Below are 26,179 nucleotides of genomic sequence, written 5' to 3'. Positions count from 1 at the left end.
TTGAATATTTTAAGTAGGCGATTTAAAGGGGTTAAAAGAATATTGTTAGGAATTCTTTTTTTCCTTAATATAGAAGGACAAGCTCAAGAAAATGATTCTATACAAACAGGAGCAGATTTAGGTAAAATTAAAGTACCTAATCCTAAAAGCATAGTAGAAGCTTATACTTATGATGTTACCACAGATCGTTATATCTATACGAATACTTTTGATGGTTTTAATGTGAACTATCCTTTAGTATTAACTCCACAGCAATATCAAGAATTAGTTTTACGTGAAGAAATGCGTAAATATTATCGCGAAAAATCGGCTGCAGTAGACGGAAAGAAAGAAGGGAGTGAGGAAAAGAAAAAAGATTTGTTGCCGAGATATTATGTAAATTCTAAATTTTTTGAAAGTATTTTCGGTAGTAATACTATCGATATAAAGCCAACAGGTTCCGTTGAAGTTGACTTAGGACTTCGTTATACAAAACAAGATAATCCTGCTTTTTCTCCAAGAAATAGAGTTACTACTACTTTCGATTTTGATCAACGTATCAGCGTTGGATTACAAGGTAAAGTAGGAACAAGATTAAATGTTAATATTAATTACGATACGCAATCTACTTTTGCATTTCAAAATTTAATAAAACTAGAATATAGTTCGACAGAAGATGATATTGTTCAAAAATTAGAAGTTGGTAATGTAAGTTTTCCGCTTTCAAATTCTTTAATTAGAGGTTCTCAGAGTTTATTTGGAGTAAAAGCACAATTGCAATTTGGAAAAACAACAGTAACAGGTGTTTTTTCCGAACAAAAATCACAGACTAAGACCGTTACTTCTCAAGGAGGTGGTACCTTGCAAGACTTTCAATTATTTGCTCAAGAATATGATTCTGATAAGCACTATTTCTTATCTCAATTTTTTAGAGATAAATACGATGCAGCCTTAGAAACCTATCCTTATATCAATAGTAGGGTTCAAATTACAAGAATTGAAGTTTGGGTAACCAATAAACAAAACCGAATCAATTCAATCGAGAATAATTTAAGAAATTTAATTGCGCTACAAGATATAGGGGAAGGACCTTTAACAAATGTTGCGCCTCAAGAAGTAGTTGGAGTAAATTTAGCAAGTAATCCTAACTTTTTTAATGCGGTTAGTCCTGATAGTCCTTCAGATAATAAGAACAATAAATTCGATCCAAATAAAATTGGTACGGCTTCAAGTTTTTTAAATCAAGCCATTCGTGAAGTGGCTACTGCTAATAATGGTTTTACCATTGGAGTAGATGAAGGTTTAGATTATGCCAAATTAGAAAATGCTAGAAAATTAACGGCTTCTGAATTTACGTATCATCCACAATTGGGTTATATTTCCTTAAACCAGCGTTTAGCTAATGACGAAGTTTTAGGGGTTGCCTATCAATATACAATTGGAGATCAGGTGTATCAAGTAGGAGAATTTGGAACAGATGGGGTTGAAGCAACCCAAGTAGATAATTCAGGTATTCCTTCTTCTCAAGCCTTATTGGTTAAGTTGTTAAAAAGTAATTTAACCGCGGTCAAACAAAAAACACCGAATCAGGAATTAACCATGCCAACATGGAACTTGATGATGAAAAATATTTATCAAATTCCTGGAGGGTATCAATTGCAACAAGAAGATTTTAAATTCAATATTTTATATACTGATCCTTCACCTCTAAATTATATAACAAAAGCTGAAGGAGGTCCAGATTTGCCTGCTAATGTGAAAGATACTCCTTTGTTGAAAGTATTAAATGTTGATAAATTGAATTACACCAATGATCCACAAGCAGGTGGAGATGGTTTTTTCGATTATGTTTCAGGAATTACGATCGATCCACAATATGGTAGGATAATTTTTACAACTAAAGAGCCTTTTGGAGAATTGTTGTTTGATAAATTGAATGCATCAGCTACAGAAAATTATAATGATCCCAATACCTATAATGCCAATCAAGATAAGTATGTTTTTAGAACATTATACAAATCTACGCAAGCTGCTGCTTTACAAGAAAGTGAAAAAAATAAATTCTTATTAAGAGGTCGTTTTAAATCTTCAGGAGGTGATGGTATTTCAATTGGTGCTTTTAACGTGCCTCAAGGATCAGTTGTGGTTAAATCAGGAGGGAGAATTTTAGTTGAAGGAGTAGATTATACCGTTAATTATCAGTTAGGAAAAGTGCAGTTATTAGATCCTTCTCTACAAGCTTCTAATACACCTATAGAAATTTCAGTTGAAAACAACTCTGTTTTTGGTCAACAAACCAGACGTTTTTGGGGTGTTAATGTAGAACATCAATTCAATAAAAACTTTCTTGTTGGTGGAACCATCTTAAATTTATCAGAACGCCCTTTTACTAATAAGTCAAATTATGGTCAGGAATCTGTTAACAACACTATCGTTGGTTTAAATACGAATTTCTCAACAGAAGTGCCTTTGTTAACGCGTTTGGTTAACAAATTACCAAATATTGATACAGATGTACCTTCTAATTTATCTTTTAGAGGAGAAATTGCATACTTATTACCTGGAGCTTCTAAAGCAGATCAATTTAATGGAGAAGCAACTACTTATGTAGACGATTTTGAAGGCTCTCAATCTTCTATCGATTTGCGTTCGCCACAATCCTGGGATTTGGCATCAGTTCCTTTAGAATATAATTTTGACGGTAATCCAGATACGACTGAGCCTTCTTCTAATGATTTAAGTGTAGGGGATAAAAGGGCGAAACTTTCTTGGTATTCTATTGATCCAATTTTCTATACGCAAGCACCAAGTGGAATTAATAATGATGATTTATCATTAAATAGAACGAGAAGAATTTACAGTAGAGAATTGTATCCAAATGTAGATATCGCTCAAGGAAATTCAAATGTGATTACAACTTTAGATTTAACGTACTTTCCTAGAGATAGAGGTCCGTACAATTACAATCAAAGTATAGCTGCTACAAATCAATTTTCCGCAACAGATGCGCCTGATAATTGGGCTGGAATTATGCGGGCGATTAATTCTACAAATTTTGAGCAATCAAATGTAGAGTATGTGCAGTTTTGGGTCTTAGATCCCTACTACGGAAATGCTCCAGATGTTATTAATCCTGCTAATGCTGGAAAACTAGTGATTAATCTTGGTGAGATTTCTGAAGATATTTTAAAAGACGGAAGGAAACAATTTGAAAATGGATTGCCAGAAGTAGGTGCTACTATTCCGGCTTTACAAACTAACTGGGGTCAAGTTCCAAGTGCTCAGTCTTTGGTGTATGCTTTTGATACTAATGAAGGCAATAGAGCCATTCAAGATGTTGGGTATGATGGTTTAAATGATGCAGGTGAGGCTGCAAAATTTACTGATTACGCAGGTTATAGTGATCCTTCTGCAGATAATTATCAATTTTATTTGAGTGCTACTGGAGATATCATTAATCGTTATAAGAATTATAATAATTTTGAAGGTAATTCACCAGTAAATGTTACCGATACCAATCGTGGGAATGATACAAAACCTGATGTAGAAGATGTGAATCGTGATCAAACTATGAATACGATTAACGCTTATTTTAAGTTTGAAGTACCAATCAATGCCTCTCCTCAAGTGGGTCAAGACTATGTAGTAGATATTAGAACGGTAAGTGAATCCGTGCCGAATGGTAGTAATGTTTCTGCAAGATGGATTCAGTATAAAATTCCTATTTTAGAGTTTACCAATGATAATGTGGTGGGTTCTATTGCTGATTTTAGATCCATTCGTTTTATGAGAATGTATATGACTGGATTTAATGATGAAATTACCTTGCGTTTTGGGTCCTTAGATTTAGTAAGAGGGGAATGGAGAAGATATGCAAGTTCATTAGATTTTAACGACCAAGTTACTACAGATGATAATACTGGTTTTGATGTGGTAGCGGTAAATATTCAAGAAAACGGAAGTAGAACTCCTATTCCTTATGTTTCGCCTCCAGGAGTAACGCGCGAACAATTGTATAACAATAATACAGTTATTAATCAGAACGAACAGTCATTATCATTACGTGTATATGATAAAGACTCTGGTTATGATGATGGTTTAGAACCAAATGATGCTCGTGCGGTATTTAAAAACGTAAGTGTAGATATGAGACAGTTTAAAAAACTGCGTATGTTTTTACATGCTGAGTCATTACCTACACCACCTGAAACACAGCCGTTACAGGATAATGAAATGAAAGCTTTTCTTCGTTTTGGTAACGACTTTACAGAAAACTTTTATCAAATTGAAATTCCATTAAAGGTTTCCGCTCAAAATTCCGCTACACCTGAGGCAATTTGGCCTTCTGAAAATGAAATTGAAGTAGCGTTAAGTATTTTAACGGCTTTAAAGTCTAAAATAATTAGTGATCCGAACTCTATTACGCCTGACGTGAACGGTATTCGTTTTATTAATGAGCAAGATTTAGGTTCATCCAATAATAAACTTACGATAGGTATTAAAGGAAATCCTAATTTTGGTTTGGTAAGAACATTAATGGTTGGTGTTAAAAACAATACCAATCAAATTATTAGAGGAGAAGTTTGGTTTAATGAATTGCGATTATCTGATTTAGATAACAAGGGAGGGTATGCTGCGGTAGCTAATATGGATACCAATGTGGCTGATTTTGCGACTTTGTCGGCTACAAGTAGAGTAAGTACCATCGGTTTTGGAGGAATTGAACAAGGTCCAAATGAAAGAAGTAGAGAAGATGTATTTCAATATGATGTGGTGACTAATTTGAATTTAGGTAAATTATTGCCAAAAAAATGGGGAATAACTTTACCATTTAATTATGCAGTGGGTGAAGAAACGATTACACCAAAATACGACCCTTTTTATCAAGATATTGAACTACAACAGCTAATTGATAATACAGAGGATCAAGCAGAAAAAGATAATATCAAAAACAGAGCTATCGATTATACAAAAAGAACAAGTATTAATTTTATAGGAGTAAGAAAAGAACGAGGCGAAGAACAAAAACAGCATTTTTATGATGTTGAAAATCTAACGTTATCCTATTCTTTTAACGAAACGGAACATCATGACTACGAAATTGAAAATTTAGTAGATCAGCAAAATAGAACCTCGCTAGATTATGCTTATGCTTTTAAACCTTTAACTATTGAACCTTTTAAAAAATCTAATAAATTAGCCAAAAGTGGCTATTATAAGATGTTGAAGGATTTTAATTTTAATTTCTTACCTGCGAGTGTTTCTTTTAGTTCGAATATTGTGAGACAATTCAATAGACAGCAATTTAGATTAGTTGATGTGCAAGGTATTGGATTGGACCCCTTATATAGAAGAAATTATTTTTTTAATTATCAATATGGTTTTAATTATAATATTACGAAATCACTACGTGTCAATTATACCGCTGCTACCAATAACATTGTTAGAAACTATTTAGATGAGAACGATGTGCCTGTAGATGGCTTAGATATATGGGATGACTATTGGAATGTTGGGGAGTCCAATCAACATAATCAGCAAATTGTTGTCAATTATGATTTACCCATCAATAAAATTCCTGCCTTAAGTTTTGTAAAGTCTACCTATAGTTATACGGGAGATTTTAACTGGCAACGCTCGTCAGATTTCTTAAGAGATTTTCAAGTGGGTGATGAAGTGTATGACTTAGGAAATACCATTCAAAATGCAAATTCGCATAAGTTAAATACTACTCTTAACATGGATTTGTTCTACCGTTATGTAGGTTTAACAGGAAATAAAAAAAGTAAGAATAAAAACAAAAAGGATGCGAATAAAGGAGCAAAAGAAACCTTACCAAAGCCAGGTCAGAAGATTACTGCAAAAGGGAAAACAACTAAAAATGAAGGTAATATTTTTGTGAATGGATTAATTGGAATCGTTACTAGTGTTAAAAATATTCAAGCAAATTACACACAAACTAGTGGTACTGTTTTACCCGGTTATTTGCCAGGATTAGGGTTCTTTGGAACTTCAAAACCTTCTTTAGGATTTGTATTTGGAAGTCAATCCGATGTTCGTTATGAAGCAGCGAGACAAGGTTGGTTAACATCTTTTCCAGATTTCAATCAAAACTTTACACAAGTAGTGAATAAACAAATGAATTTTACGGCTCAAGTAGAACCATTTGCGGATGTAAAAATAGATTTAACAGCGGATCGAATGTATGCTGAAAATTATTCGGAACAATATGATGTTACGAACGGACAGTATAATTCGCGTTCTCCTTATAATTTTGGTAATTTCAGCATTTCAACTATATTGATACAAACGGCTTTTAGTCAAAGTGATGAAAATTTCTCAGAATCTTTCAATACTTTCAGAGCGAACCGTATTTTGGTAGCGGATAAATTGGCAACGGCTCATTACGGAACAAACAATTATCCTAGAGATGTGGACGGATATCCAGTAGGTTTTGGTAAAAATAGCCAGCAAGTACTATTACCATCTTTTAGAGCTGCTTATTCGGGTAAAGATGTGGGTAAAGAATCGGTAGGTGTTTTTAAAAATATTCCTTTGCCAAATTGGAATTTAAAATATACAGGTTTAATGCGATACAAATGGTTTAAAGATAAATTTAAGCGTTTTTCATTGCAACATGGATATCGAGCAAGTTATAACGTCAATTCTTTCCGATCTAATTTGAATGAAACTCCTGTGGATGCTAATGGAAATTTTTATGCAAGTACGATTATTTCAAACGTGAATTTAAGCGAACAATTTAATCCACTTCTTCGTGTAGATTTTGAAATGAAAAATTCCATAAAGATTTTAGCTGAAATGAAAAAAGACCGAACTTTAAATATGAGTTTTGATAATAATCTCTTAACTGAAGTGAGTGGTAATGAATATACAATAGGATTAGGGTATCGTATCAAAGACGTTATTATCAATTCTAAATTAGCTGATAATCCTACTGGAGTGATTAAAAGTGATATCAATATTAAAACTGATTTTTCTTTACGTAGGAATAATACTATAGTTCGTTATTTGGATTATGATAATAATGAGTTGGCTGGTGGGCAAAATTTATGGTCTATCAAGTTATCTGCAGATTATTCTTTTAGCAAAAACTTAACGGCAATATTCTTCTATGATCATCAGTTTTCAAAGGCTGTAATTTCAACGTCTTTCCCAATTACAAATGTACGAACAGGTTTTACTATTCGTTATAACTTTGGTAACTAATTCATTATAATGCATTTATAAATAAAATCCGCTTCATCCAAGCGGATTTTTTTATATAAAGAATCTTTTTAAAAATATTTGTGAAGTTATTTTAGAATTAAATTAATAAAACTACATTTGTATAAAGATTAAAAAATAACACAAAATGAACATACCATCAAACTTAAAGTACACTAAAGATCATGAATGGGTTGCTGTGGAAGGAGAAATAGCAACTATTGGAATTACAGATTTTGCACAAAAAGAATTAGGAGATATCGTTTATGTTGAAGTAGAAACTTTAGATCAAACTTTAGATAAAGATGAAGTTTTTGGAACAGTTGAAGCTGTTAAAACAGTATCGGATTTATTTCTACCTTTAACTGGTGAAATAATTGAATTTAATGATAGCTTAGAATCTGAGCCTGAAAAAGTAAATTCAGATCCATATGGAGAAGGTTGGATGGTAAAAGTGAAATTTACAGATGCTAGTGAATTAGAAAAACTATTATCTAGTGAAGATTACGCAGCACTTATTGGAGCGTAAGTTTCTATATTTGGCTGTTTTGTGGAGTGCTATTATTATGTACTTATGTCTAGTAACAATAAAAGGGACTCCAGGCTTAGTCAGTATACCTCATAAAGATAAAATAGTACATTTTATATTTTATTTTGTATTGTTTTACTTTTGGAAAAAGGCTTTAAATGTGTATGAATTTAAAAGACAATTAAAATTAGTTCTTGTTTTAGTGGTGTATGGCATAATTATTGAAGTATTTCAATGGATGTTTACCAAGGACCGTCATGCTGACATCTATGATGTTTTGGCAAACGCTCTTGGAGCTGTTACCGCTTTGGTTTTTTTAAGATTTGTTAATAAATAAAACTTAAAAAAATTTTAAAACTATTTTTTTATTAATTATATTAGCGACCTCAAAAACAAAATTATGGAAGTAAAGAAAAATCCTAATGTTGACCCTAAAAGAAACAGCGGACTGTTTTTTCAAATAGGACTTGTAGCTGTTTTAGTACTTACCTACTTGGGTATTGAAATGAAATCTGAAGATCCAAGAGTTGAAAACGAAAAATTTGCATTAACAGATAATTTAGTATTGGAAGAAGAAGATGTTGTATTAACAATGCCTCCAGTACAAAGACTACCTCCACCACCTCCACCAGCTCCAGAAGTAATCGAAGTGGTTAAGAATGAAATCAAATTAGAAGAAAAGAAAATTGAAACTACTGAGATTGAAGAAAATAAACCTGTAACTGTGGTTGAAGCTTCTGAAGTGGGTGAAACAGGACCTAGTTTAGATGATATTCCAGATGAGATGCCGTTTGCTATTATTGAGCAAATTCCTATGTTCCCTGGATGTGAAGGTGTAGCAAAGAGCAAACAAATGGATTGCTTTAACGAAAAAATGAATGCACACATTAAGAAATATTTCAGTTATCCAGAAAGAGCAGCTGAAAATGGATCTCAAGGATCTGTAGCGGTTCAATTCATGATTGATAAAGATGGTGTTGTTAAAGACATTCAAGTAAGAGGAAGAGGTATTAAACAAGATGCTGAATTGTTAGAGCAAGAAGCACAACGTATTATTTCTAAATTACCTAAATTTACTCCAGGTAAACAAAGAGGTAAAGCAGTAAGAGTAAAATACGGTTTACCAATTACATTTAAATTACAGTAATTACGTAATTCTTATATATAAAATTCCAATCTTTTCGATTGGAATTTTTTTTTGGCATATAATTTGTGTAGTATTTGTTAACAAGCTGTTAACATTAAATACTATATAATTATGAGAGCAAAAGATGATTTTAAAAGAAAGACAAAAAATAGTTTTATCTATTTTCAATTAGGTCTAATCGCAGCCATGGTCGTTACCCTTTTTATTTTAGAGTCTAATTTCAAAGAGGTAATTAAAAAATCAGATACAGGTACAATTTGGGAACCTGTTTATGATAGTACTTTTGTTTATAATCCTGCAGAACCTGAAGCTCCTACTAAAGTGAAGCCTATTGCTCCTAAGAAAATAGCTAGTGTCGAACCAAGACCAAAAGTAGAATTGGTTGACAAATTTGATGTCAAAGATGATGAAGAGAAAGTTGTCAAACAAGATTTAGGTACTCAAGACGAACCTGAAGTAGATAAAACTTCAGTTGATACCAATCCTGTTGCTTCAAATACTGCTACAGCTACTGGAGGAACTACGGAGCCTATGATGCTAGTTACTGTTGAGCAATTGCCTATGTTTAAAGCCTGTAAGGGTCTGGCAAGGTCAGAACAAAAAGCTTGTTTTGATGAGCAATTGGCTAAAGCAATTTCTAAAAATTTAGTATACCCAGAGAGAGATTTTGATAATAGAAAACAAGGTACAGCTCTGATTGAATTTATAATTGATGAAAACGGGAACATTACAAATGTTAAACCTTTAGAGAACAATCGTGCTACTGAAGATATGAAAAAAGCAGCTGAAAAAGCTGTGAAAAAAATTCCTCAGTTAATTCCTGCAAAACAAGGAACTAAAAATGTTAAAATTAAATACGCAATTCCAATTACCTTTCGATTAAATTAATTGGAATAAATACTAAAAAAAGAATCCCATATCAATGGGATTTTTTTATTTTTACCGTATATTCAAAATGAAGTACTATGTCTCTCGAACAATATTTAGATGCTACTTACTTAAAAACTGCTGCACAAGCGGGTATTTCTAAAAAAGAAAACATACGCATCGTGGAGCAAAATATTCAAGAAGCGATTCAATATGATTTTAAGTTAATTATGATTCGACCTGAATTTGTTTCATTAGCTAAAACGATGATAGTAGAGGCGAAGTCCAAATTAAGTGTTGGTACTGTTATTGACTTTCCAAAAGGAGATAATGCTACAGAATTTAAAGTGATAGAAGCTAAAAAAGCGATTCTAGATGGTGCTGATGAGTTGGATTTTGTGTTGGATTATGAAGCTTTTAAAAGAGGTGAAATAACAATGATTAAAGAGCAAGTCTTAATATGTACAAAGTTAGCTTTAGAGAGCAATAAAGTTGTAAAGTGGATTATTGAAGTGGCAGCTTTGTCTCACCATCAAATTATTCAATTATGTGTTTTGATAAAGAATGTGATTATTGCCAATTTTAAAGAATCTTTTTATGATTATGTTTTTGTAAAATCTTCTACAGGTTTTTATCAAACTCAGGAGGGTTTGCCAAATGGAGCTACTGTTGAAACTGTTAAAATCATGTTGGAGAATGCTTTTCCATTGCCAGTTAAAGCAGCTGGTGGAGTTCGCAATTATGAAGAAGCTGTTGAAATGATTAAGTTAGGTGTAAAAAGAATAGGAACTTCTGCTGCAAAGGCAATAGTTGAAGGTAAAGAATCTAATTCCGAGTATTAAAAATGAAAATATATATAGGTCTTTTTATTTTGTTAATGGGGTTTCAAGCATTGGCTCAAGTTGAAAAACAAACCTTTCCAGTTTTTTCTGAATGTAAAAATGAACTTTCTGAAAATCAGGAAAATTGTTTTTATGTAACCTTGCAAAATTTCATCTATTCTAAGTTTAAGGTTCCTAAAGAGGTTGTAGAAGAAAATTATAAAGGAGATGTTATTGTGGTGTTTGAAGTGGATACAATTGGTCAATTTAAAACACTTTATATTGATGCAATTTCCAATGATTTGAGACAAGAAACGCAAAATGTATTCGAGCAATTACCATTAATTCAACCGGCTACTTATTCTGGAAGACCAACCTACAGTAAATTTACTTTAAAAATTGCAATTCCTTTGGTAGATCCCAATCTAAAACAAGAGGATTTGGTTGTTGCAGAAAATAACCATTCAGTTAAACTTGTTGCAAATAATGAGAAAGAATTGACAGAATTTGAGGACGTTGAAAAATCGTATAAGCCATTCGATAATCCTAATTTTCGAAGTAATTTAAATATCGCTTTTACCCATTTAAGTTATTATAATTTTGAGGCAGCACTAAATCAAGTAGGGAGTAATAATCACACGGCTACAAAACCTTATTCTTATAATGAGGTGGCTAAATATTATGACTTCGAGGCAGTTCAAAAACAGTTGCTAAAACAAAAAGAATCTTGGTGGGGAAGAAAGCTATGGAATGAAAATTTAATAGCGATACAAGGCGATGTATATTGGTTTACAGTAAATCCAATTTTTGATCTTAGAATTGGTAAAGATACAGGAAGTGATTTGTCTAATACATTTGTAAATACAAGAGGAGTGCAGGTACAAGGAGCTCTAGGGGAAACGTTAACTTTTTCTTCGTCTATTTACGAAAGTCAAGGGCGATTTGCGGATTATTATAATGCGTATGCTGTGAGTTTAAAACCATCTGGAGGAAATCCTGCAATCATTCCTGGAGTAGGAATTGCAAAGTTATTTAAAGAAGATGCTTTTGATTTTCCAATGGCAGAAGCCAATTTGAAATATAAGCCCAATTCCTTTATTGATTTGCAATTGGGTTATGGAAGAAATTTTATTGGAGATGGATATCGTTCGCTTTTACAGAGTGATGCTACAAGTCCGTATCCTTATTTTAAAATTAATACCACCTTTTGGAAAATTAAATATACCAATACCTATATGTGGTTGAAAGATGTTAGACCCGAAGCAAGTTTAGAAGGGACTTACGCAACCAAATATATGGCAAGTCATTATTTAAGTTATAATGTGTCTAAAAGATTGAATATAGGGTTGTTTGAAAATGTCGTATGGACGAATACTAACGATAGAGGATTCGATGTTAACTTTGTAAATCCTATTATTTTTTACAGAGCAGTAGAGTTTTCTTCTTCTTCAAAAAGCGGAAATGCATTATTGGGAGCGACAGCTAAATACAAATGGAGCAATAGTGTTAATTTTTACGGACAATTTTTATTAGATGAATTTGCAATTGGCGATGTAAAAGAAGGGAATAAGAGTTGGAGAAATAAGTTTGGTTATCAAATTGGTGCTAAATATTATGATGCCTTTGGAGTAAAAAACTTCATGTTGCAACTGGAATATAATCAAGTGAGACCTTATGTGTATTCGCACAGTAATCCGCTGACTAATTATGGACACAATAACCAAAGTATGGGGCATGCATGGGGTGCTAATTTTAGAGAATTAGTTGGAATTGCTCGTTATGCTAAAGCAAGGTATTTTGGAGAGGCTAAATTTACTTATGGACAAAGAGGTTTTGATTTTAATTCGGCAACAGATACCTATAATTATGGTGGAAATATCTACTTGAGCTATGAAGAGAATAGACCTTTTGATTCAGGTGTAGCTATAGCACAAGGAAATAAAACAACAGTAATTATTGGGGAATTACAAATTGGTTATGTTGTTAATCCTGCTTCTAATTTAAAGGTTTTTGCGAATGCCATGTTTCGCGATTTTAATCCTAAACTTCAAACAGAAACCCTGCAGAAAATGAACACAAGTTGGTTTTCAATTGGTTTAAGAAGTGATTTATTTAATTGGTATTTTGATTATTAACAGTTTTGGGTTTTTTTTCTCTTAAAAATTACACATAAATCAAAAATCTTATTTGTATCTTTGCGCCCAATTAAACAAGGATATCTGTTCATTTTGGATACTTTAAATCATACTATCACAAAACCATCACTTTTTTCAAGTTTTGTTGCTATTACCAAAGCTAGATTAGCTTTAAGTGTAGTTTTTTCCACCTTGGCTGGATATTTATTAGGTGTTTCTAATTGGTCTAGTCAAAACTGGATTACTTTACTATTCTTAATGGTAGGTGGTTATTGTATGGTAGGAGCTTCTAATGTCTTTAATCAAATTATTGAAAAGGATTTAGATGCTTTAATGGATAGGACTAAAAATCGTCCGCTACCAGCAGGTACGATTAGCAAACAAAATGCCTTTATTTTAGGAGTGGTGCTTACTGTTTTAGGTTTGGCAATTTTATATTATGTCAATGCTAAAACCGCTATGTTTGGTGCGATTTCTATTTTTATGTATGTAAGTTTATATACGCCATTAAAAACAATGACTCCTTTATCTGTTTTTGTAGGTGCTTTTCCAGGAGCTATACCTTACATGTTAGGATGGGTTGCTGCTACAGGACATTTTGGAATCGAAGCAGGAACGTTATTTATCATTCAGTTTTTTTGGCAATTTCCTCATTTTTGGGCTATTGGATGGTTTTTATATGACGATTACAAAAAAGCAGGTTTTTTTATGTTGCCAACAGGTAAAAGAGACAAGAAAACAGCTTTGCAAACCATTTTGTATACCATTTGGATGATTATAGCTTCTATACTTCCTGCATTTGGGTTTACAGGAAAATTATTCTTAACTAAAATTTCAGCAGGAATTGTATTCACTTTGGGATTATGGATGTTGTTTTATGCAGTAAAGTTGTATAAAGAAATGGATGCAAAAGCAGCTAGAAAACTAATGATTATTAGTGTTTCTTATATTTCGTTGTTACAAATAATATATGTTATAGATAAATTTTTACGATAGTTATGGAAAATAGAATGACATTGGAAGAAGAACAAGCTCGTAAAGGTAAAACATACAAAATGTTGCTATGGTTTGGAATGATAAGCATTTGTATGATTTTTGCTGGTTTGACAAGTGGTTTTATAGTGAGTAAAAAAAGACCTGATTGGGTAGCTGATTTTAATATGCCAAATTCATTAATTATCAGTACAATCATTATTATTCTTAGTAGTCTTACGTATTATTTTGCTAAAAAGTCAATTAAAAAAGGTTTAAATTCTACAGGTATGATTTTCTTAATTACTACATTAGTTTTGGGAATCTTATTTGTGTTTTTTCAATTTAATGGATTTTCAGAATTATATAGTATGCAATTAGTACCTACAGGACCATCAAGTACAGTTAGTGTTTCTTTTTTGTATGCTTTTGTTATTGTGCATGTAGCACATCTTTTTGGAGGGTTAATTTCACTTTTTACAGTAATTTATAATCATTATAAACAAAAGTATAATCCTGCTCAAACCCTTGGTATAGAGCTAAGTGCAATGTATTGGCATTTTATGGATTTTATTTGGGTATATTTGTTTTTATTTTTCTATTTTTTCAAATAGAAAAAAAGTAATAAATTTGGGAACTTTTTAACAATTAAATTTTTATGGGAGCGACAGTTACTATACATGACGATCACGCTTTGCTAGACGGAGGACCAGGACCAATGGGAGCAACCTATGGTAAATTAATGATGTGGTTTTTTATCTTATCAGATGCATTAACTTTTTCAGGATTCCTTGCAGCTTACGGTTTTTCAAGATTTAAATTTATCGAAACTTGGCCTATTGCCGATGAAGTGTTTACACACTTTCCATTTTTGCATGGTGTAGACGCACCGATGTACTATGTGGCATTAATGACTTTTATACTTATCTTTTCTTCTGTAACGATGGTGTTGGCAGTAGATGCTGGACATCAATTAAAGAAAAGCAAAGTGGCTTTCTATATGTTTTTAACCATTATTGGAGGTTTAATATTCTTAGGTTCTCAAGCTTGGGAGTGGAAAAACTTTATTAAAGGTGAATATGGTGCTGTTGAAACCAAAGGAGGTTCTATTTTGCAATTTGGTAAAATGGATAAGGAAGGTCATTTTGAAAGAGTAGCTTTAGCTGATTTTGCTTTGGTATTGCCAGAAGAAAGAGAACAGTTAACACGTAACAGAGGTTTTTGGTTTATGGAAGAATCTTCTTTGCCATCTTACTCGGTTAACGAAGTTATCGAAGGATTCAAAACTCAAAAAGACTTAGTTATTTTGTCTGAAAAAATACATGACAAAGAAAAAGTAGCTTTGTCAAGAGAAGAATCATTAAAAAGAATAAATGATGCTAAATATGTAGTTGAAGGAGCTAATTTAATTAGAAATGAATACGGTCATAAATTATTCGCTAACTTCTTCTTCTTTATTACTGGTTTCCACGGTTTCCATGTATTTACAGGAGTAATCATTAACGTAATCATTTTCTTCAATGTGATTTTAGGAACATATGAAAAGAGAAGAAGTTATGAAATGGTTGAAAAAGTTGGATTATATTGGCACTTTGTAGATTTAGTTTGGGTATTTGTATTCACATTCTTCTACTTAGTATAATTATATAAAAAGAAAAGTTATGGCACACGCACACGAATCAAATACAAAAAGAATCTGGATCGTTTTTGGTTTACTTTCAGTTATCACTACTGTTGAAGTTGCTTTAGGTATTATTAAACCCGATTTTTTATTCAGAGGACATTTATTATCAACTAGTTTATTGAACTGGATTTTCATTATTTTAACTTTAGTAAAAGCATACTACATTATGTGGGCTTTTATGCACTTAGAAGGTGAAAAAGCTAGTTTACGTTGGTCAGTTGTAGCTCCTTTAGTGTTTTTAATTCTTTATCTATGTTTTATTGTTCTTGTAGAAGGTGATTACATTTATGAAGTATTTAAAAACGGTCACTTAAAATGGATATTTTAACCTTTGTTTAGATATAGTAAATCCCGATTTTCATCGGGATTTTTTTTACTTTTGTACTAGTCAATACGATCTAAAAGTGTAATTAATGAAAAATAAAATAATCCTTATTATTCTATTCATCTTTCCTATAGTAACCTATTTAATTTTTGCGTCCGCTAAGCATAATTCATTGTTTTTGCCTGTTTTGTCTGAAAATAACGCAGAAATTCCATCTGAGTGGACTACTTTAAGTAAAGAAAAGATACAACTGAAAGACAAAATTACCATATTAGGCTTTACAGGAAGCGATATGAAGGAGTTTAAAGCTAATATGTTTAATTTAAATCAAAAGATATACCAAAAATACTTTGGATTTGAGGATTTTCAAATGGTAATGATAGCGCCTAGTGGAACGGAAAACGAAATTGAAAAAATGATAGTGGAGTTAAATCGTATTACAGAGAATATGAAAGGCTGGAAGTTTGTTTTTACGACTTCAGATGAAATTGAAAGGTATTATGATAGCTTTCATTTTAAAACAGACTTAGATGCTACGAAAGGAACTTCTCAGGTATTTATTTTGGATAAGAATAAAAACCTTAGAGGTAGAAAAGGCAAGAATAAAAAAGGAGAAGAAGAATACAGAGAAAGCTATAACGCTTCTTCAGCAGCCGATTTGCATAATGAAATGACAGATGATGTCAAGATTATTTTAAGAGAATACCGTTTGGCTTTAAAAAAGAACAAACGAAAAGATGAATTTAGAGACCATATTGTAGATGGTGTTGAAAAAAGTTCACAAGATAAAAAGTAATAAAAATGAAGAATAAATCGTATATAGGAATAACCTTTATAGTTTTAATTTTTGGAATTTGGGCAGTACCCAAAATTATTGCAAAATTTCAAAAGTCAGATTTGCATACTATGGGTGAAGTTCCCGCATTTGAATTGACCGATCAAAACAATAAAACAATTACCAATAAAGATTATTTGGGGAAAGTGTATGTAGTAGAGTTTTTCTTTTCTACTTGTCCTACGATTTGCCCCATCATGAATCAAAATATGTTGAAGTTGCAAGAGGAATTCTACGGAAATCCTAAATTTGGTATTGCTTCTATTACCATCAACCCAGCTTTTGATACACCTAAAGTTTTAAAAGATCATGCGGATTTGCTTGGAGTAAAGCATTATAATTGGCATTTATTAACGGGAGATAAAGACTATATTTACAATTTAGCGAATAAAGGCTTTAATATTTATACTGGTGAAAATAAAAATGTGGCTGGTGGTTTTGAACATTCAGGCTTGTTTGCTTTAATAGATAAAGAAGGTAATATACGATGTCGTAAAGACGAATTTGGGAACCCAATTTTATATTATGATGGTACTACCGATGAAGGTGTAGTTGCCATTCAAGAAGATATCAAGAAATTATTAGAAGAATAAAATTTACAATTTAAAGATTCCATAAATGGAAAATAATACTACAATAGAAACAAAATATAATAAGTTAATAAAGGTATTGTCAATAGCTATACCCTTGGCAGTTGCAGCTCTTTTTGGAGTTAGTTTTAAACGTTTAGGATTAGATGTAAAACCATTTACTTTTTTGCCGCCTATTTATGCGACGATTAATGGAGTTACTGCAATATTGTTAGTAATTGCTGTAATAGCGATTAAAAACGGAAAGAGAAAGTTGCATGAAAACCTTATGAAAACAGCTATTGGTTGTTCAGTTGCTTTTTTGTTGATGTATGTGGCCTATCATATGTCTGCTGAGACTGCTTCATTTGGAGAAACCGGATTCATTTATTATGTGTATATGTTTATTCTAATTACGCATATCATTTTATCAATAGCTATTATTCCATTAGTTTTAATTACATATGTTAAAGCTTTGGCACAACGTTTTGATAAGCATAAAAGAATAGCAAAAATTACGTTTCCAATATGGTTATATGTTGCTATCACTGGCGTTATAGTATATCTTATGATTTCACCTTATTATGTTTAGTAAAGAGCAAAGAGCAAAGAGCAAAGAGCAAAGAAATTTTAGAAGTAAAAGCACATTTTACATTCTTTTTTCTTTCTTCTATGTTCTTTCTTCTCAAGGTCAATGTGCCATGTGTAGAGCTGCTTTAGAAAGTGAAGAAAGTGGCGTGCAAGCAGAAGCCATAAACGATGGAATTGTGTATCTAATGGTTATTCCTTACATTTTGGTTGCAGTAGCTGGTTATGCGATTTACAGAATGAAATTTGCCAAGAAAAAAGAAGTTACTCCTTAGGTTATTCCATCCCGTCAATAGTAATTTTCATTTTCCCATTGGTGGAAATAAACGCAATAATAGCTTTATTGGTTAATTCTACTTTTTCAAAAGTAAAATCGCTCATGTTTCCATTAATGAAAACGCCTTTCATAGGCGAGTAATTGTTTAAATAACTAGCCATACTTTTTTTCCCTTCATCCATATTTTCTTGAATGGAATACCTACAGTTTTCTTGTATTTTTCTTAAAATAGTCCCTTGAGCTAACCAATTGGCCGATTTTAAAAGGACGCTCTTGGTATTTAAAACATAATCTAGTTTGTCAAAAAAGATTTCTTTGGTAACCGAATTGTACTGTGGATAACCGGATAAATAAATCGTACCATTTACCGAACCTAACAAATCTAAAGCAATAATCAATTTACCTTCGTTTTGCCATAAATTCACTTTTTCAACAGTTACTTTCTTGCTTCCTGAACCAAATTCTTGTCCTTGAAAATTCTTTGTAATAACTTTAGAAGCACTTTCATAAGTAGAAACTGCTGCCACAGCTACTTCAAATTCGTTGGGTATGGTTTTAACAGGTTTTAAGACTAATTTGTTTTTATCAAAGGTATTTTTAGGTTCTTGACCAATCATCGTCTGCATGGTACATTTTAAGCCCATGTCTAAAGTGATTTTACTGTTTTTTAATGCTGCTTCAGTAACATATAGTTCTACAGGTACTAGTTTGAACCAAGCTTCATATGCATCATTCGTTAAGACAGGTGTGCTGATTTTTTCCATCGCATCCAAAACCATAGGTTTAAAGTCGCAAGAGGTATCAATAGCTTCATCAATCGTTTTGGCAATCTTATTTTTAAAAATAGAAATTGTCGGATTGATGAGATAGGTAATAGGTACTTTTTTACCTGCAATAACAATATTCGGACTTTCACTCCATTCAAAATTTGTAATAGAGGATTGAGTGGTAAGTTTCCAATTGTATAAATGCGCTTTACTATTTAAAGTAATGGTTCCATTTAAATTAATTTCTTTAGTATCATTTAAAGCCATGAAACTGGTTCCATATTTTACTTTGGTCCATATTTTTAAAGGAATTACTGAAAGAATCTCACCGTTTTTTTCTGTCAAACGAATAGGAGCGGTTTTCCAAATTTTCATCTCAGTATTATCATCCGAAAGCTCATTGTCCTCATAAATTAAACCTTCCATATTCTTATTTAAAAGCGTTTCAATATCTTTTAAGGTAATTTCGGTTGGTAAAGAAATAAAAGAAGTTTTATTTTTAAAAACCATCGGACTATCATCTGATAAAGGTGGTTTTAAAGCTTCAATTTTTTGTGCAGAACTACACGAAACAATCAAAAATAAGATGGAAACTAAAAGAATAAGACTAAGGATATATTTCATTTTCAGAGAATTTGATTACAAAAATAAAATATTATATGATTAGTGTAACAAAAACTTCTTTTTTTGGTCTTATAAGAAATTCATTTATAATTCATCCAAAATGATCACTAAAAGAATACTTATTTTTTTCTTACTCCTAGGGATACCCATTTTTGCACAAGAAAAGAAATGGACCTTGCAAGAATGTGTCAACTATGCGATTGAGAATAATATTTCAGTAAAACAATCGGAACTCGATTTAAAAACAACAGAAATTAATAAAAAAGATGCTATTGGTAATTTTATGCCAAATGTTAGTGCTTCAGCTTCTCATTCATGGAATATTGGTTTGAACCAAAATATTACTACAGGTCTTTTGGAAAATCAGACGACACAATTTACTTCAGCTGGATTAAATGTGAGTGTTGATATTTTCAGAGGTTTGCAAAATCAGAACCAATTAAGAAAGTCTAATTTAAGTATAATTTCAACGCAATATCAATTGAAGAAAATGCAAGAAGATATCGCTTTGAATGTAGCCAATGCTTATTTGCAGATTTTGTTTAATAAAGAAAATTTAAAAGTACAAGAACAACAAGTTATCTACAACAAAGCACAACTGGAGCGTACAAAAGAATTAGTTGATGCAGGAGTGGTTCCAAATGGTGATTTATTAGATATGAATGCTACTGTGGCAACGGATAATCAAAATTTAATTGCTGCTCAGAATGCATTGTTAATTTCTAAATTAAGTTTAGCTCAATTACTTCGATTAGATGATTTTCAAAATTTTGATATTTCTGATGAAAATATAGACATTTTCGAAAGTGAAGTGCTTTCAGAAAGTGCAGATGTCATTATCAAAAAAGCCAAAGAGAGTAGAACGGAATTAAAAATTGCAGAATCTAATGTTGAACTAGCTAAAAAAGATATTTCAATTGCTAGAGGTGCTTATTTACCAAGTTTAACGGGTTTTTATAGTTTTAGTACAAGAGCTTCTAATTCGGATAGAATAGTAGGTGTTGAAGCAAATACGACCAATCCATTTTCAACGATAGGTTTTGTAGAGGGTACAAATCAAAATGTATTGCAACCTAATTATGCTCCAATTTTAGGAAAACCTTTACCAATTTTTGATCAATTTGACAATAATAAAGGTCAAAACTTTGGAATACAACTAAACGTTCCTATTTTCAATGGACTGGCAACTCGAAATAATGTTGAACGCACTAAAGTTGCTTTGGAAAGAGCGGAGCTTTCATATAATCAACAAGAATTAGATTTAGAACGAAATGTGTATACTGCTTATACAGATACTAAATCAACTAAAGAAAGTTATGAAGCTGCTTTAGTAACACTTGAAGCGAGAAAGCTTTCTTTTGCTTATGCTAAAGATAGATATGAAGTAGGTCTAATGAATGTTTTTGACTTCAATCAAGCACAAACGCTGTTAATTAACGCACAATCTGAAGTCTTAAGAACCAAGTATGATTATATTTTTAGAACCAAGATACTAGAATTTTATTTCGGAATACCATTAATTCAAAAACAATAAACCATGTCAAAGAAATCGATATACATCTTATTAGGAAGCATTGTAGGTTTAATCGTGCTTTTAGTTGCCTTAAAAAAAGGAGGCGTTATAGGTAATAATGATGATAGCAAAGAGGTTGAAGTTGCTAAAGTAGACCAAATGAACATCGTAGAAACTGTTTCTGCTACAGGAAAAATTCAACCCGAAATAGAAGTGAAAATTTCTTCTGAAGTATCGGGTGAAATTATTCAATTGCCTATTAAAGAAGGACAACAAGTTAAAAAAGGAGATTTACTGGTAAAAATAAACCCAGATATTTATGTTTCTGGAGTAAATAGAACTGCTGCAAGTTTATCAACTACCAAAGCGGGTTATAGCCAAGCAGAAGCACAAGTAAAAGAAGCAAAAGCAAATTACGATAGAAACAAACCTTTATTTGAAAAAGGAGTGATTTCAAAATCGGAATGGGATCGAATTGTATCGGCTTATGAAGTTGCAGAAGCGAATAAACAATCGGCTTATTTTAACGTACAAAGTGCAACAGCTACTTTAACAGAAGCGCGCGATAATTTAGGTAGAACTACCATTTATGCTCCAGCTGACGGAACGATTTCCTTATTATCAGTAGAATTAGGAGAGCGTGTTTTAGGAACCCAACAAATGGCGGGAACTGAAATTCTTCGTGTAGCGAATTTAAATAACATGGAAGTTGAAGTGGATGTAAATGAAAACGACATTGTAAAAGTTACTGTGGGTGATTCTGCAAAAATTGAAGTGGATGCTTATTTAAAGAAAGAGTTTAAAGGAGTTGTAACCAGTATTTCCAATTCGGCTAGTTCTGCATTAACAGCAGATCAGGTAACTAATTTTAAAGTTAAAGTTAGAATTTTAAAAGAATCTTACGAAGACTTGTTAAAAGGAAAAGCACCTAACTATTCTCCTTTTCGTCCAGGTATGACTGCTACGGTTGATATTATTACCACAAAAAAGCAAAATATAATTGGAGTGCCTATTAGTGCTGTAGTAGTTAAAGACGATACCACTTCTACTAAAAAAGACATAGTAGCCGAATTAGAAAAGGAAGAAAAACAAAACAAAGGCACTTATAATCCAGATCAAAAGTTTGAATGTGTTTTTGTAAAAGTAGGTGATAAAGCTAAATTAAGAGTTGTGAAAACAGGAATTCAAGACGATACCAATATCGAAATTATGGAAGGCTTGAAAAAAGGAGAAGAAATTATTACCGGACCTTATTTAATGGTTTCGAAAGACTTGAACACCAATGACAAGGTGAAAGTTCAAAGTAAGAAAGACGATAAAGCAAAAAAGTAGTTAATAGTTAAGGTTATTTTTTTGAGACGCAAATTTTATTTGCGTCTTTTTTTTGTTTTAGTAAAGTACTAGTTTGTATTTTTGCAATCATATAAAAAGCACAATGGCCATCATTTTAAACATAGAAACAGCAACTAAAAATTGTTCGGTTTCAATAGCCAAAGAAGGCAAAACATTACTTTGTAAAGAAATTGCAACTGAAAATTTTTCACATGCTGAAAAATTGCATGTTTTTATTGGAACAATTTTAGAAGAAACGCAATATAATTTCAACGATATTCATGCCATAGCGGTAAGTCAAGGCCCTGGTTCTTACACGGGTTTGCGAATAGGAGTTTCGTCTGCGAAAGGCTTGTGTTATGCCTTGGGTGTTCCTTTGATTGCTATCGATACGTTGGCTTTGTTAGCCAAACAAATTACCATCGAAGAAGGTATAATAATTCCAATGATTGACGCGAGAAGAATGGAAGTTTATACGGCTTTTTATGATAAAAATTACAATAGAATTAGGGCTACTGAAGCTGAAATTATCGATACGAATTCTTATAATACTGTAGCGGAAACCCTGCACTTAGTAGGAGATGGTGCGCTTAAATTTAAAGCCATTTTAACCAAAAGTAATTTTGTTTTTCATGACGATATTGTCTATCCTTCAGCAAATGAAATGAGTAGTTTGTCCTATGAAAAGTACAAAAAAAGCGACTTTGTTGATGTCGCTTATTTTGAACCGTTTTATTTAAAAGACTTTGTTTTAAATAAATAGATAATATTATTTCTTTTGAATTTCTACTTGATGTGGATAAGGAATTTCGATTCCTGCTTTGTCGAATGCTACTTTGCATTGTTCTAAAGTTTGACTATGAACGGTTAAAAAGTTTTCTGCTTTTGCCCATGGTCGCACCGCTAAATTAATTGAACTGTCTGCTAAAGCCATTACGACTACTGCTGGTGCAGGTTCTTTTAAAACCAATTCGTTTTTACTTAAGACGTCTAAAATAACTTCTTTAACTTGCTTTAAATCGGAATTGTAATCTACACCAATGGTTAAATCAATTCTACGAATACCTTCTTGCGTATAATTTTTAATAACACCATTCGATAAAGCACCATTTGGAATATAAACAGTTTGGTTGTTGGCGGTTAAAAGTCGGGTATTAAAAATTTGGATTTCTTTTACAGTACCAATTTCGCCTTGCGCTTCAATAACATCCTCTAATTTAAATGGCTTGAATAAGATAATCAAAATACCACCTGCAAAATTAGATAAAGAACCTTGTAAGGCTAAACCTACAGCTAAACCAGCGGCTCCTAAAATGGCAACAAATGAGGAAGTAGGTACACCTAAATTTGAAACAACGGTTATAAATACAAGAACACGTAGCGTCCAAAAGATAAAATTGCCAATAAAATTAGAAAGGGTAATATCGACTTCCCTTCTTAGAAGTATTTTTTTTATGGTTTTCGTAATAATGCTGGTTAACCACAATCCTAAAAATAAGATGATAATTGCCGTTACAACTTTTGGAGAATATTCAACAATGGTTTTAATAATAATTTCAGTGTACTTTTCGATTTGTTCGCTACTCATTTTTTATTTGGTTTATAATGTTTTCTACTTCGGTCTCGGGAATTTGACACGTCTTATTACTACAAAGATACAGTAAGTCTAGGTTTTTGTCAAATCTATCCTGTAAAAAGGGTAGGTTAACTACACTCGTTGTTCCTGCAATTAAAAGTTGAGGTATGTAGTTTTTTTGAACTTCAATAGTGTTTGCAACAGCATTATTTCCGCAAATAGCAAGTTCTTTTTGTTCTTCTAAAGTATTCATCCATAAGGAGAGCCAATTGGAAAATGCGGAAGCATAATCAATGGTTGGTAAAATTTGAGCCAACATATTTTGGTACACTTTTTCATAATAACTATTGTCATAGTAAATACTCAATGCATAAAGATTATGACCCATAACTGAGTTAGATGCAGGAATAACGTTGTCCTCTATTTCGTAATGAGTAGCAATTAAAGCAGGAGAGTTTCTGGAAGTAAATGTGAAAAATAGTTCGTTTTCATTATAAAAGTCCTCGAAGCAATAATCCATCAATTGCTTGGCTTGAGATAAATAATGAAAATTAAAAGTAACTTGATACAAACGAATAAACGCCTGAATAGTAAAAGCATAATCGTCTAAAAAACCATCGATTTTGCTTTCTTCATTTTTATAGGTATGCCAAAGACTTCCGTTTATGGTTGTGAGTTGGTTGTGTATAAACGCAGCTATTCCTTCCGCTTTATCCAAATAATCTCTGTTTCCTAAGGCGATATAGCTATCTATAAGTCCTTTAATCAACAAAGCATTCCAAGAAGTAATACTTTTATCATCTAAACGAGGTTTGTTTCTTTCTTTACGAATGTGAAACAATTTTTCTTCCCAAATTTTCTTTTTTTCTTTGACGAAAGCAACAGAAACAGAAGCTTTTTTTGCAATAGCTTCTAGGCTTTCATTTTGAATCAAGACGTATTTTTTTTCTTCTTCCCAATATCCAAAAGGATTAATATTAAATACTATTGAAAATAGTTCAAAATCATCTCCTAAAATTCTCTGTAATTCTTCTTTGGTCCAACTATAATAGGCTCCTTCTTCTAAATGGTGACTTGCATTTAAGCTATCTGCATCAAGTGAAGCAAAATAACCTTTTTTTATATTTAGAAGTTCATTATCACAAAAGCGAATGGTTTTTTCAATAACTTCTGTGTACAACTCGTTTTTTGTGCGTTTGTAGGCATCTGCATATACAGAAAGCAATTGGGCATTATCATAGAGCATTTTTTCAAAATGAGGAATGTGCCACTTACTATCTACGGAATATCTTGAAAAACCGCCTTCAACGGTATCAAATAAACCGCCCCAAGCCATTTTTGTAAGTGTAAGGTCGACATAGTCTAACAATTGTTGGTTTTTATTTTGAAAACCATAGCGTTGTAAGAACTCTAAATTTGTAGGCATCATAAACTTTGGTGCTCGAGAATAACCTCCATATTCTAAGTCAAAACTTCTTTGCCATTTTTCGATTAATAGGCTCATGTTTTCTTTGGAGAAAAGAATATTTTCTTTAGGTTTTTGAACTAAACCTAGCAATTGAATGCCTTGATGTAATTTTGTAGCATATTCTTCCATTTTTTGCGGATTATTTACAAAAAGTTCTTGGAGTTGTTCCAATGCATTCGTCCATTCTTCTTTACGAAAATAGGTGCCACCCCAAATAGGTCTTCCATCCGGTAAACATACTACGTTTAAAGGCCATCCACCTTGTCCACTCATAATTTGAATCGCTTTCATATATATGGCGTCCACATCGGGTCTTTCTTCGCGATCTACTTTTATAGATACATAAGAACGATTCATCACTTCTGCTACCTGTTCATCTTCAAAAGATTCGTGTTCCATAACATGACACCAATGGCAAGCAGCATAACCAATACTAATGATGATTAATTGCTTGTTTTTTTGAGCATATTGAAGGGTTTCTGTATGCCATGCTTTCCAATGAATAGGGTTTGTAGCATGTTGAAGGAGATAGGGGCTTGTTTCTAAATGGAGTTCGTTCATAGGGATAAAAAAAGCGTTCTTTAGGAACGCTTAAAAGGTAAGTAAAGAATTAAAACTAATCTAATTCAAAAGTGACTTTTAAATTCACCCGAAATTCAGTTACTTGATTGTTTTTTACTGCTGCACTTTGTTCTTTAACATATACAGATCTAATGTTGTTCAATGTTTTTGATGCTTTCTCAACTGCTTGTTTTGTAGCATCTTCCCAACTTTTTTCTGAGCTGGATAAAATTTCTATAACTTTTAATACTGCCATAATTTGTTTATTTTGTTGTTAATAATGTATTTAAAGGTAGTTAAATTATCAAGAAATTGCAAATTATATATTTTTATAAATTGAAATTAATAACATTAACTTAACATTGAAAAGAAATAGTTGCAGGACT

Annotated in this window: 22 protein-coding genes; 18 read left to right on the top strand and 4 right to left on the bottom strand. The window is 32.0% G+C overall.

Annotated elements, in window-relative coordinates:
- Positions 1-39 precede the first annotated feature (39 nt).
- The 15 genes from sov (at position 40) to FHG05_RS06555 (ending at position 17,950) form a co-directional block, all read left to right on the top strand.
- Entirely contained in the window at positions 40-7,206 is a 7,167-nt protein-coding gene (gene sov / locus FHG05_RS06625; protein WP_449404237.1) for a T9SS outer membrane translocon Sov/SprA, read from the top strand.
- A gap of 145 nt (positions 7,207-7,351) precedes the next feature.
- On the top strand, positions 7,352-7,732 hold the full coding sequence (gene gcvH / locus FHG05_RS06620; RefSeq protein ID WP_140997228.1) for a glycine cleavage system protein GcvH: 381 nt from the start codon (positions 7,352-7,354) through the stop codon (positions 7,730-7,732).
- A 37-nt stretch (positions 7,733-7,769) separates the two neighbouring features.
- On the top strand, positions 7,770-8,069 hold the full coding sequence (locus FHG05_RS06615; protein WP_140997227.1) for a VanZ family protein: 300 nt from the start codon (positions 7,770-7,772) through the stop codon (positions 8,067-8,069).
- 63 nt (positions 8,070-8,132) lie between these two features.
- Positions 8,133-8,879, top strand: a complete 747-nt coding sequence (locus tag FHG05_RS06610) for an energy transducer TonB (RefSeq protein ID WP_140997226.1) — start codon at positions 8,133-8,135, stop codon at positions 8,877-8,879.
- A 111-nt stretch (positions 8,880-8,990) separates the two neighbouring features.
- Entirely contained in the window at positions 8,991-9,767 is a 777-nt protein-coding gene (locus FHG05_RS06605) for a TonB family protein (RefSeq protein ID WP_140997225.1), read from the top strand.
- A 77-nt stretch (positions 9,768-9,844) separates the two neighbouring features.
- Positions 9,845-10,588 carry a deoxyribose-phosphate aldolase gene (deoC, locus tag FHG05_RS06600; protein ID WP_140997224.1) on the top strand — a complete coding sequence of 248 codons (744 nt, stop codon included), beginning with the start codon at positions 9,845-9,847 and terminating at the stop codon, positions 10,586-10,588.
- Positions 10,589-10,590: 2 nt separating this feature from the next.
- Positions 10,591-12,702, top strand: coding sequence for a gliding motility protein RemB (locus tag FHG05_RS06595; protein ID WP_140997223.1), 2,112 nt, complete (start codon positions 10,591-10,593; stop codon positions 12,700-12,702).
- A 93-nt stretch (positions 12,703-12,795) separates the two neighbouring features.
- Positions 12,796-13,698, top strand: a complete 903-nt coding sequence (gene cyoE, locus FHG05_RS06590) for a heme o synthase (RefSeq protein WP_140997251.1) — start codon at positions 12,796-12,798, stop codon at positions 13,696-13,698.
- Between the two features lie 2 nt (positions 13,699-13,700).
- Positions 13,701-14,288: a cytochrome c oxidase subunit 3 gene (locus FHG05_RS06585; protein ID WP_140997222.1), complete on the top strand. Its 588-nt coding sequence runs from the start codon at positions 13,701-13,703 to the stop codon at positions 14,286-14,288.
- 44 nt (positions 14,289-14,332) lie between these two features.
- Entirely contained in the window at positions 14,333-15,316 is a 984-nt protein-coding gene (locus FHG05_RS06580; RefSeq protein ID WP_140997221.1) for a cytochrome c oxidase subunit 3, read from the top strand.
- Positions 15,317-15,335: 19 nt separating this feature from the next.
- Positions 15,336-15,686, top strand: coding sequence for a cytochrome C oxidase subunit IV family protein (locus tag FHG05_RS06575; protein ID WP_140997220.1), 351 nt, complete (start codon positions 15,336-15,338; stop codon positions 15,684-15,686).
- 85 nt (positions 15,687-15,771) lie between these two features.
- Positions 15,772-16,479: a hypothetical protein gene (locus tag FHG05_RS06570; protein WP_140997219.1), complete on the top strand. Its 708-nt coding sequence runs from the start codon at positions 15,772-15,774 to the stop codon at positions 16,477-16,479.
- 5 nt (positions 16,480-16,484) lie between these two features.
- Positions 16,485-17,111 carry an SCO family protein gene (locus tag FHG05_RS06565; protein ID WP_140997218.1) on the top strand — a complete coding sequence of 209 codons (627 nt, stop codon included), beginning with the start codon at positions 16,485-16,487 and terminating at the stop codon, positions 17,109-17,111.
- A 25-nt stretch (positions 17,112-17,136) separates the two neighbouring features.
- Entirely contained in the window at positions 17,137-17,679 is a 543-nt protein-coding gene (locus FHG05_RS06560) for a DUF420 domain-containing protein (RefSeq protein WP_140997217.1), read from the top strand.
- Positions 17,672-17,950, top strand: a complete 279-nt coding sequence (locus FHG05_RS06555) for a hypothetical protein (protein WP_157504189.1) — start codon at positions 17,672-17,674, stop codon at positions 17,948-17,950. The genes FHG05_RS06560 and FHG05_RS06555 overlap by 8 nt, the downstream gene beginning before the upstream one ends.
- A 1-nt stretch (position 17,951) precedes the next feature.
- Here FHG05_RS06555 and FHG05_RS06550 read toward each other — a convergent pair whose 3' ends face one another.
- A complete protein-coding gene (locus FHG05_RS06550; RefSeq protein WP_140997216.1) occupies positions 17,952-19,343 on the bottom strand; it encodes a DUF4403 family protein in 1,392 nt (463 codons plus the stop codon).
- Between the two features lie 100 nt (positions 19,344-19,443).
- Between FHG05_RS06550 and FHG05_RS06545 the strand changes: the two genes are divergently transcribed.
- From FHG05_RS06545 to tsaB, 3 genes are all read left to right on the top strand, one after another.
- On the top strand, positions 19,444-20,877 hold the full coding sequence (locus FHG05_RS06545; protein WP_140997215.1) for a TolC family protein: 1,434 nt from the start codon (positions 19,444-19,446) through the stop codon (positions 20,875-20,877).
- Between the two features lie 3 nt (positions 20,878-20,880).
- Positions 20,881-22,188, top strand: a complete 1,308-nt coding sequence (locus tag FHG05_RS06540; protein WP_140997214.1) for an efflux RND transporter periplasmic adaptor subunit — start codon at positions 20,881-20,883, stop codon at positions 22,186-22,188.
- A gap of 103 nt (positions 22,189-22,291) precedes the next feature.
- Positions 22,292-22,951 (top strand): tRNA (adenosine(37)-N6)-threonylcarbamoyltransferase complex dimerization subunit type 1 TsaB, encoded by a 660-nt coding sequence (gene tsaB, locus FHG05_RS06535; protein WP_140997213.1) that lies wholly within the window; start codon positions 22,292-22,294, stop codon positions 22,949-22,951.
- Between the two features lie 6 nt (positions 22,952-22,957).
- Here the strand turns inward: tsaB and FHG05_RS06530 are convergent, their stop codons facing one another.
- Genes FHG05_RS06530 through FHG05_RS06520 form a run of 3 tightly spaced genes read right to left on the bottom strand, consistent with a single transcriptional unit; the run spans position 22,958 to position 26,049 of the window.
- A complete protein-coding gene (locus tag FHG05_RS06530) occupies positions 22,958-23,776 on the bottom strand; it encodes a mechanosensitive ion channel family protein (RefSeq protein WP_140997212.1) in 819 nt (272 codons plus the stop codon).
- The gene (locus FHG05_RS06525) at positions 23,769-25,793 is read right to left on the bottom strand and encodes a thioredoxin domain-containing protein (RefSeq protein WP_140997211.1); all 2,025 of its coding nucleotides are present in this window, start codon (positions 25,791-25,793) and stop codon (positions 23,769-23,771) included. The genes FHG05_RS06530 and FHG05_RS06525 overlap by 8 nt, the downstream gene beginning before the upstream one ends.
- 55 nt (positions 25,794-25,848) lie before the next feature.
- Positions 25,849-26,049, bottom strand: coding sequence for a dodecin family protein (locus FHG05_RS06520; protein ID WP_140997210.1), 201 nt, complete (start codon positions 26,047-26,049; stop codon positions 25,849-25,851).
- Positions 26,050-26,179 lie beyond the last annotated feature (130 nt).

The sequence above is a fragment of the Flavobacterium profundi genome, from assembly GCF_006491645.1.
GTDB lineage: Bacteria > Bacteroidota > Bacteroidia > Flavobacteriales > Flavobacteriaceae > Flavobacterium > Flavobacterium profundi.
This window is presented reverse-complemented; position numbering and strand designations above follow the sequence as displayed.

Excerpts from the sequence above, each read along its gene's own strand:
- FHG05_RS06525 (WP_140997211.1), bottom strand. The coding sequence starts at position 25,793 with ATGAACGAACTCCATTTAGAAACAAGCCCCTATCTCCTTCAACATGCT.
- FHG05_RS06585 (WP_140997222.1), top strand. The coding sequence starts at position 13,701 with ATGGAAAATAGAATGACATTGGAAGAAGAACAAGCTCGTAAAGGTAAA.
- deoC (WP_140997224.1), top strand. The coding sequence starts at position 9,845 with ATGTCTCTCGAACAATATTTAGATGCTACTTACTTAAAAACTGCTGCA.
- FHG05_RS06520 (WP_140997210.1), bottom strand. The coding sequence starts at position 26,049 with ATGGCAGTATTAAAAGTTATAGAAATTTTATCCAGCTCAGAAAAAAGT.
- FHG05_RS06530 (WP_140997212.1), bottom strand. The coding sequence starts at position 23,776 with ATGAGTAGCGAACAAATCGAAAAGTACACTGAAATTATTATTAAAACC.
- FHG05_RS06550 (WP_140997216.1), bottom strand. The coding sequence starts at position 19,343 with ATGAAATATATCCTTAGTCTTATTCTTTTAGTTTCCATCTTATTTTTG.
- gcvH (WP_140997228.1), top strand. The coding sequence starts at position 7,352 with ATGAACATACCATCAAACTTAAAGTACACTAAAGATCATGAATGGGTT.
- FHG05_RS06540 (WP_140997214.1), top strand. The coding sequence starts at position 20,881 with ATGTCAAAGAAATCGATATACATCTTATTAGGAAGCATTGTAGGTTTA.
- tsaB (WP_140997213.1), top strand. The coding sequence starts at position 22,292 with ATGGCCATCATTTTAAACATAGAAACAGCAACTAAAAATTGTTCGGTT.
- FHG05_RS06555 (WP_157504189.1), top strand. The coding sequence starts at position 17,672 with ATGTTTAGTAAAGAGCAAAGAGCAAAGAGCAAAGAGCAAAGAAATTTT.
- FHG05_RS06560 (WP_140997217.1), top strand. The coding sequence starts at position 17,137 with ATGGAAAATAATACTACAATAGAAACAAAATATAATAAGTTAATAAAG.
- FHG05_RS06565 (WP_140997218.1), top strand. The coding sequence starts at position 16,485 with ATGAAGAATAAATCGTATATAGGAATAACCTTTATAGTTTTAATTTTT.
- FHG05_RS06570 (WP_140997219.1), top strand. The coding sequence starts at position 15,772 with ATGAAAAATAAAATAATCCTTATTATTCTATTCATCTTTCCTATAGTA.
- FHG05_RS06615 (WP_140997227.1), top strand. The coding sequence starts at position 7,770 with ATGTACTTATGTCTAGTAACAATAAAAGGGACTCCAGGCTTAGTCAGT.
- FHG05_RS06575 (WP_140997220.1), top strand. The coding sequence starts at position 15,336 with ATGGCACACGCACACGAATCAAATACAAAAAGAATCTGGATCGTTTTT.
- FHG05_RS06545 (WP_140997215.1), top strand. The coding sequence starts at position 19,444 with ATGATCACTAAAAGAATACTTATTTTTTTCTTACTCCTAGGGATACCC.
- FHG05_RS06595 (WP_140997223.1), top strand. The coding sequence starts at position 10,591 with ATGAAAATATATATAGGTCTTTTTATTTTGTTAATGGGGTTTCAAGCA.
- FHG05_RS06610 (WP_140997226.1), top strand. The coding sequence starts at position 8,133 with ATGGAAGTAAAGAAAAATCCTAATGTTGACCCTAAAAGAAACAGCGGA.
- FHG05_RS06605 (WP_140997225.1), top strand. The coding sequence starts at position 8,991 with ATGAGAGCAAAAGATGATTTTAAAAGAAAGACAAAAAATAGTTTTATC.
- FHG05_RS06580 (WP_140997221.1), top strand. The coding sequence starts at position 14,333 with ATGGGAGCGACAGTTACTATACATGACGATCACGCTTTGCTAGACGGA.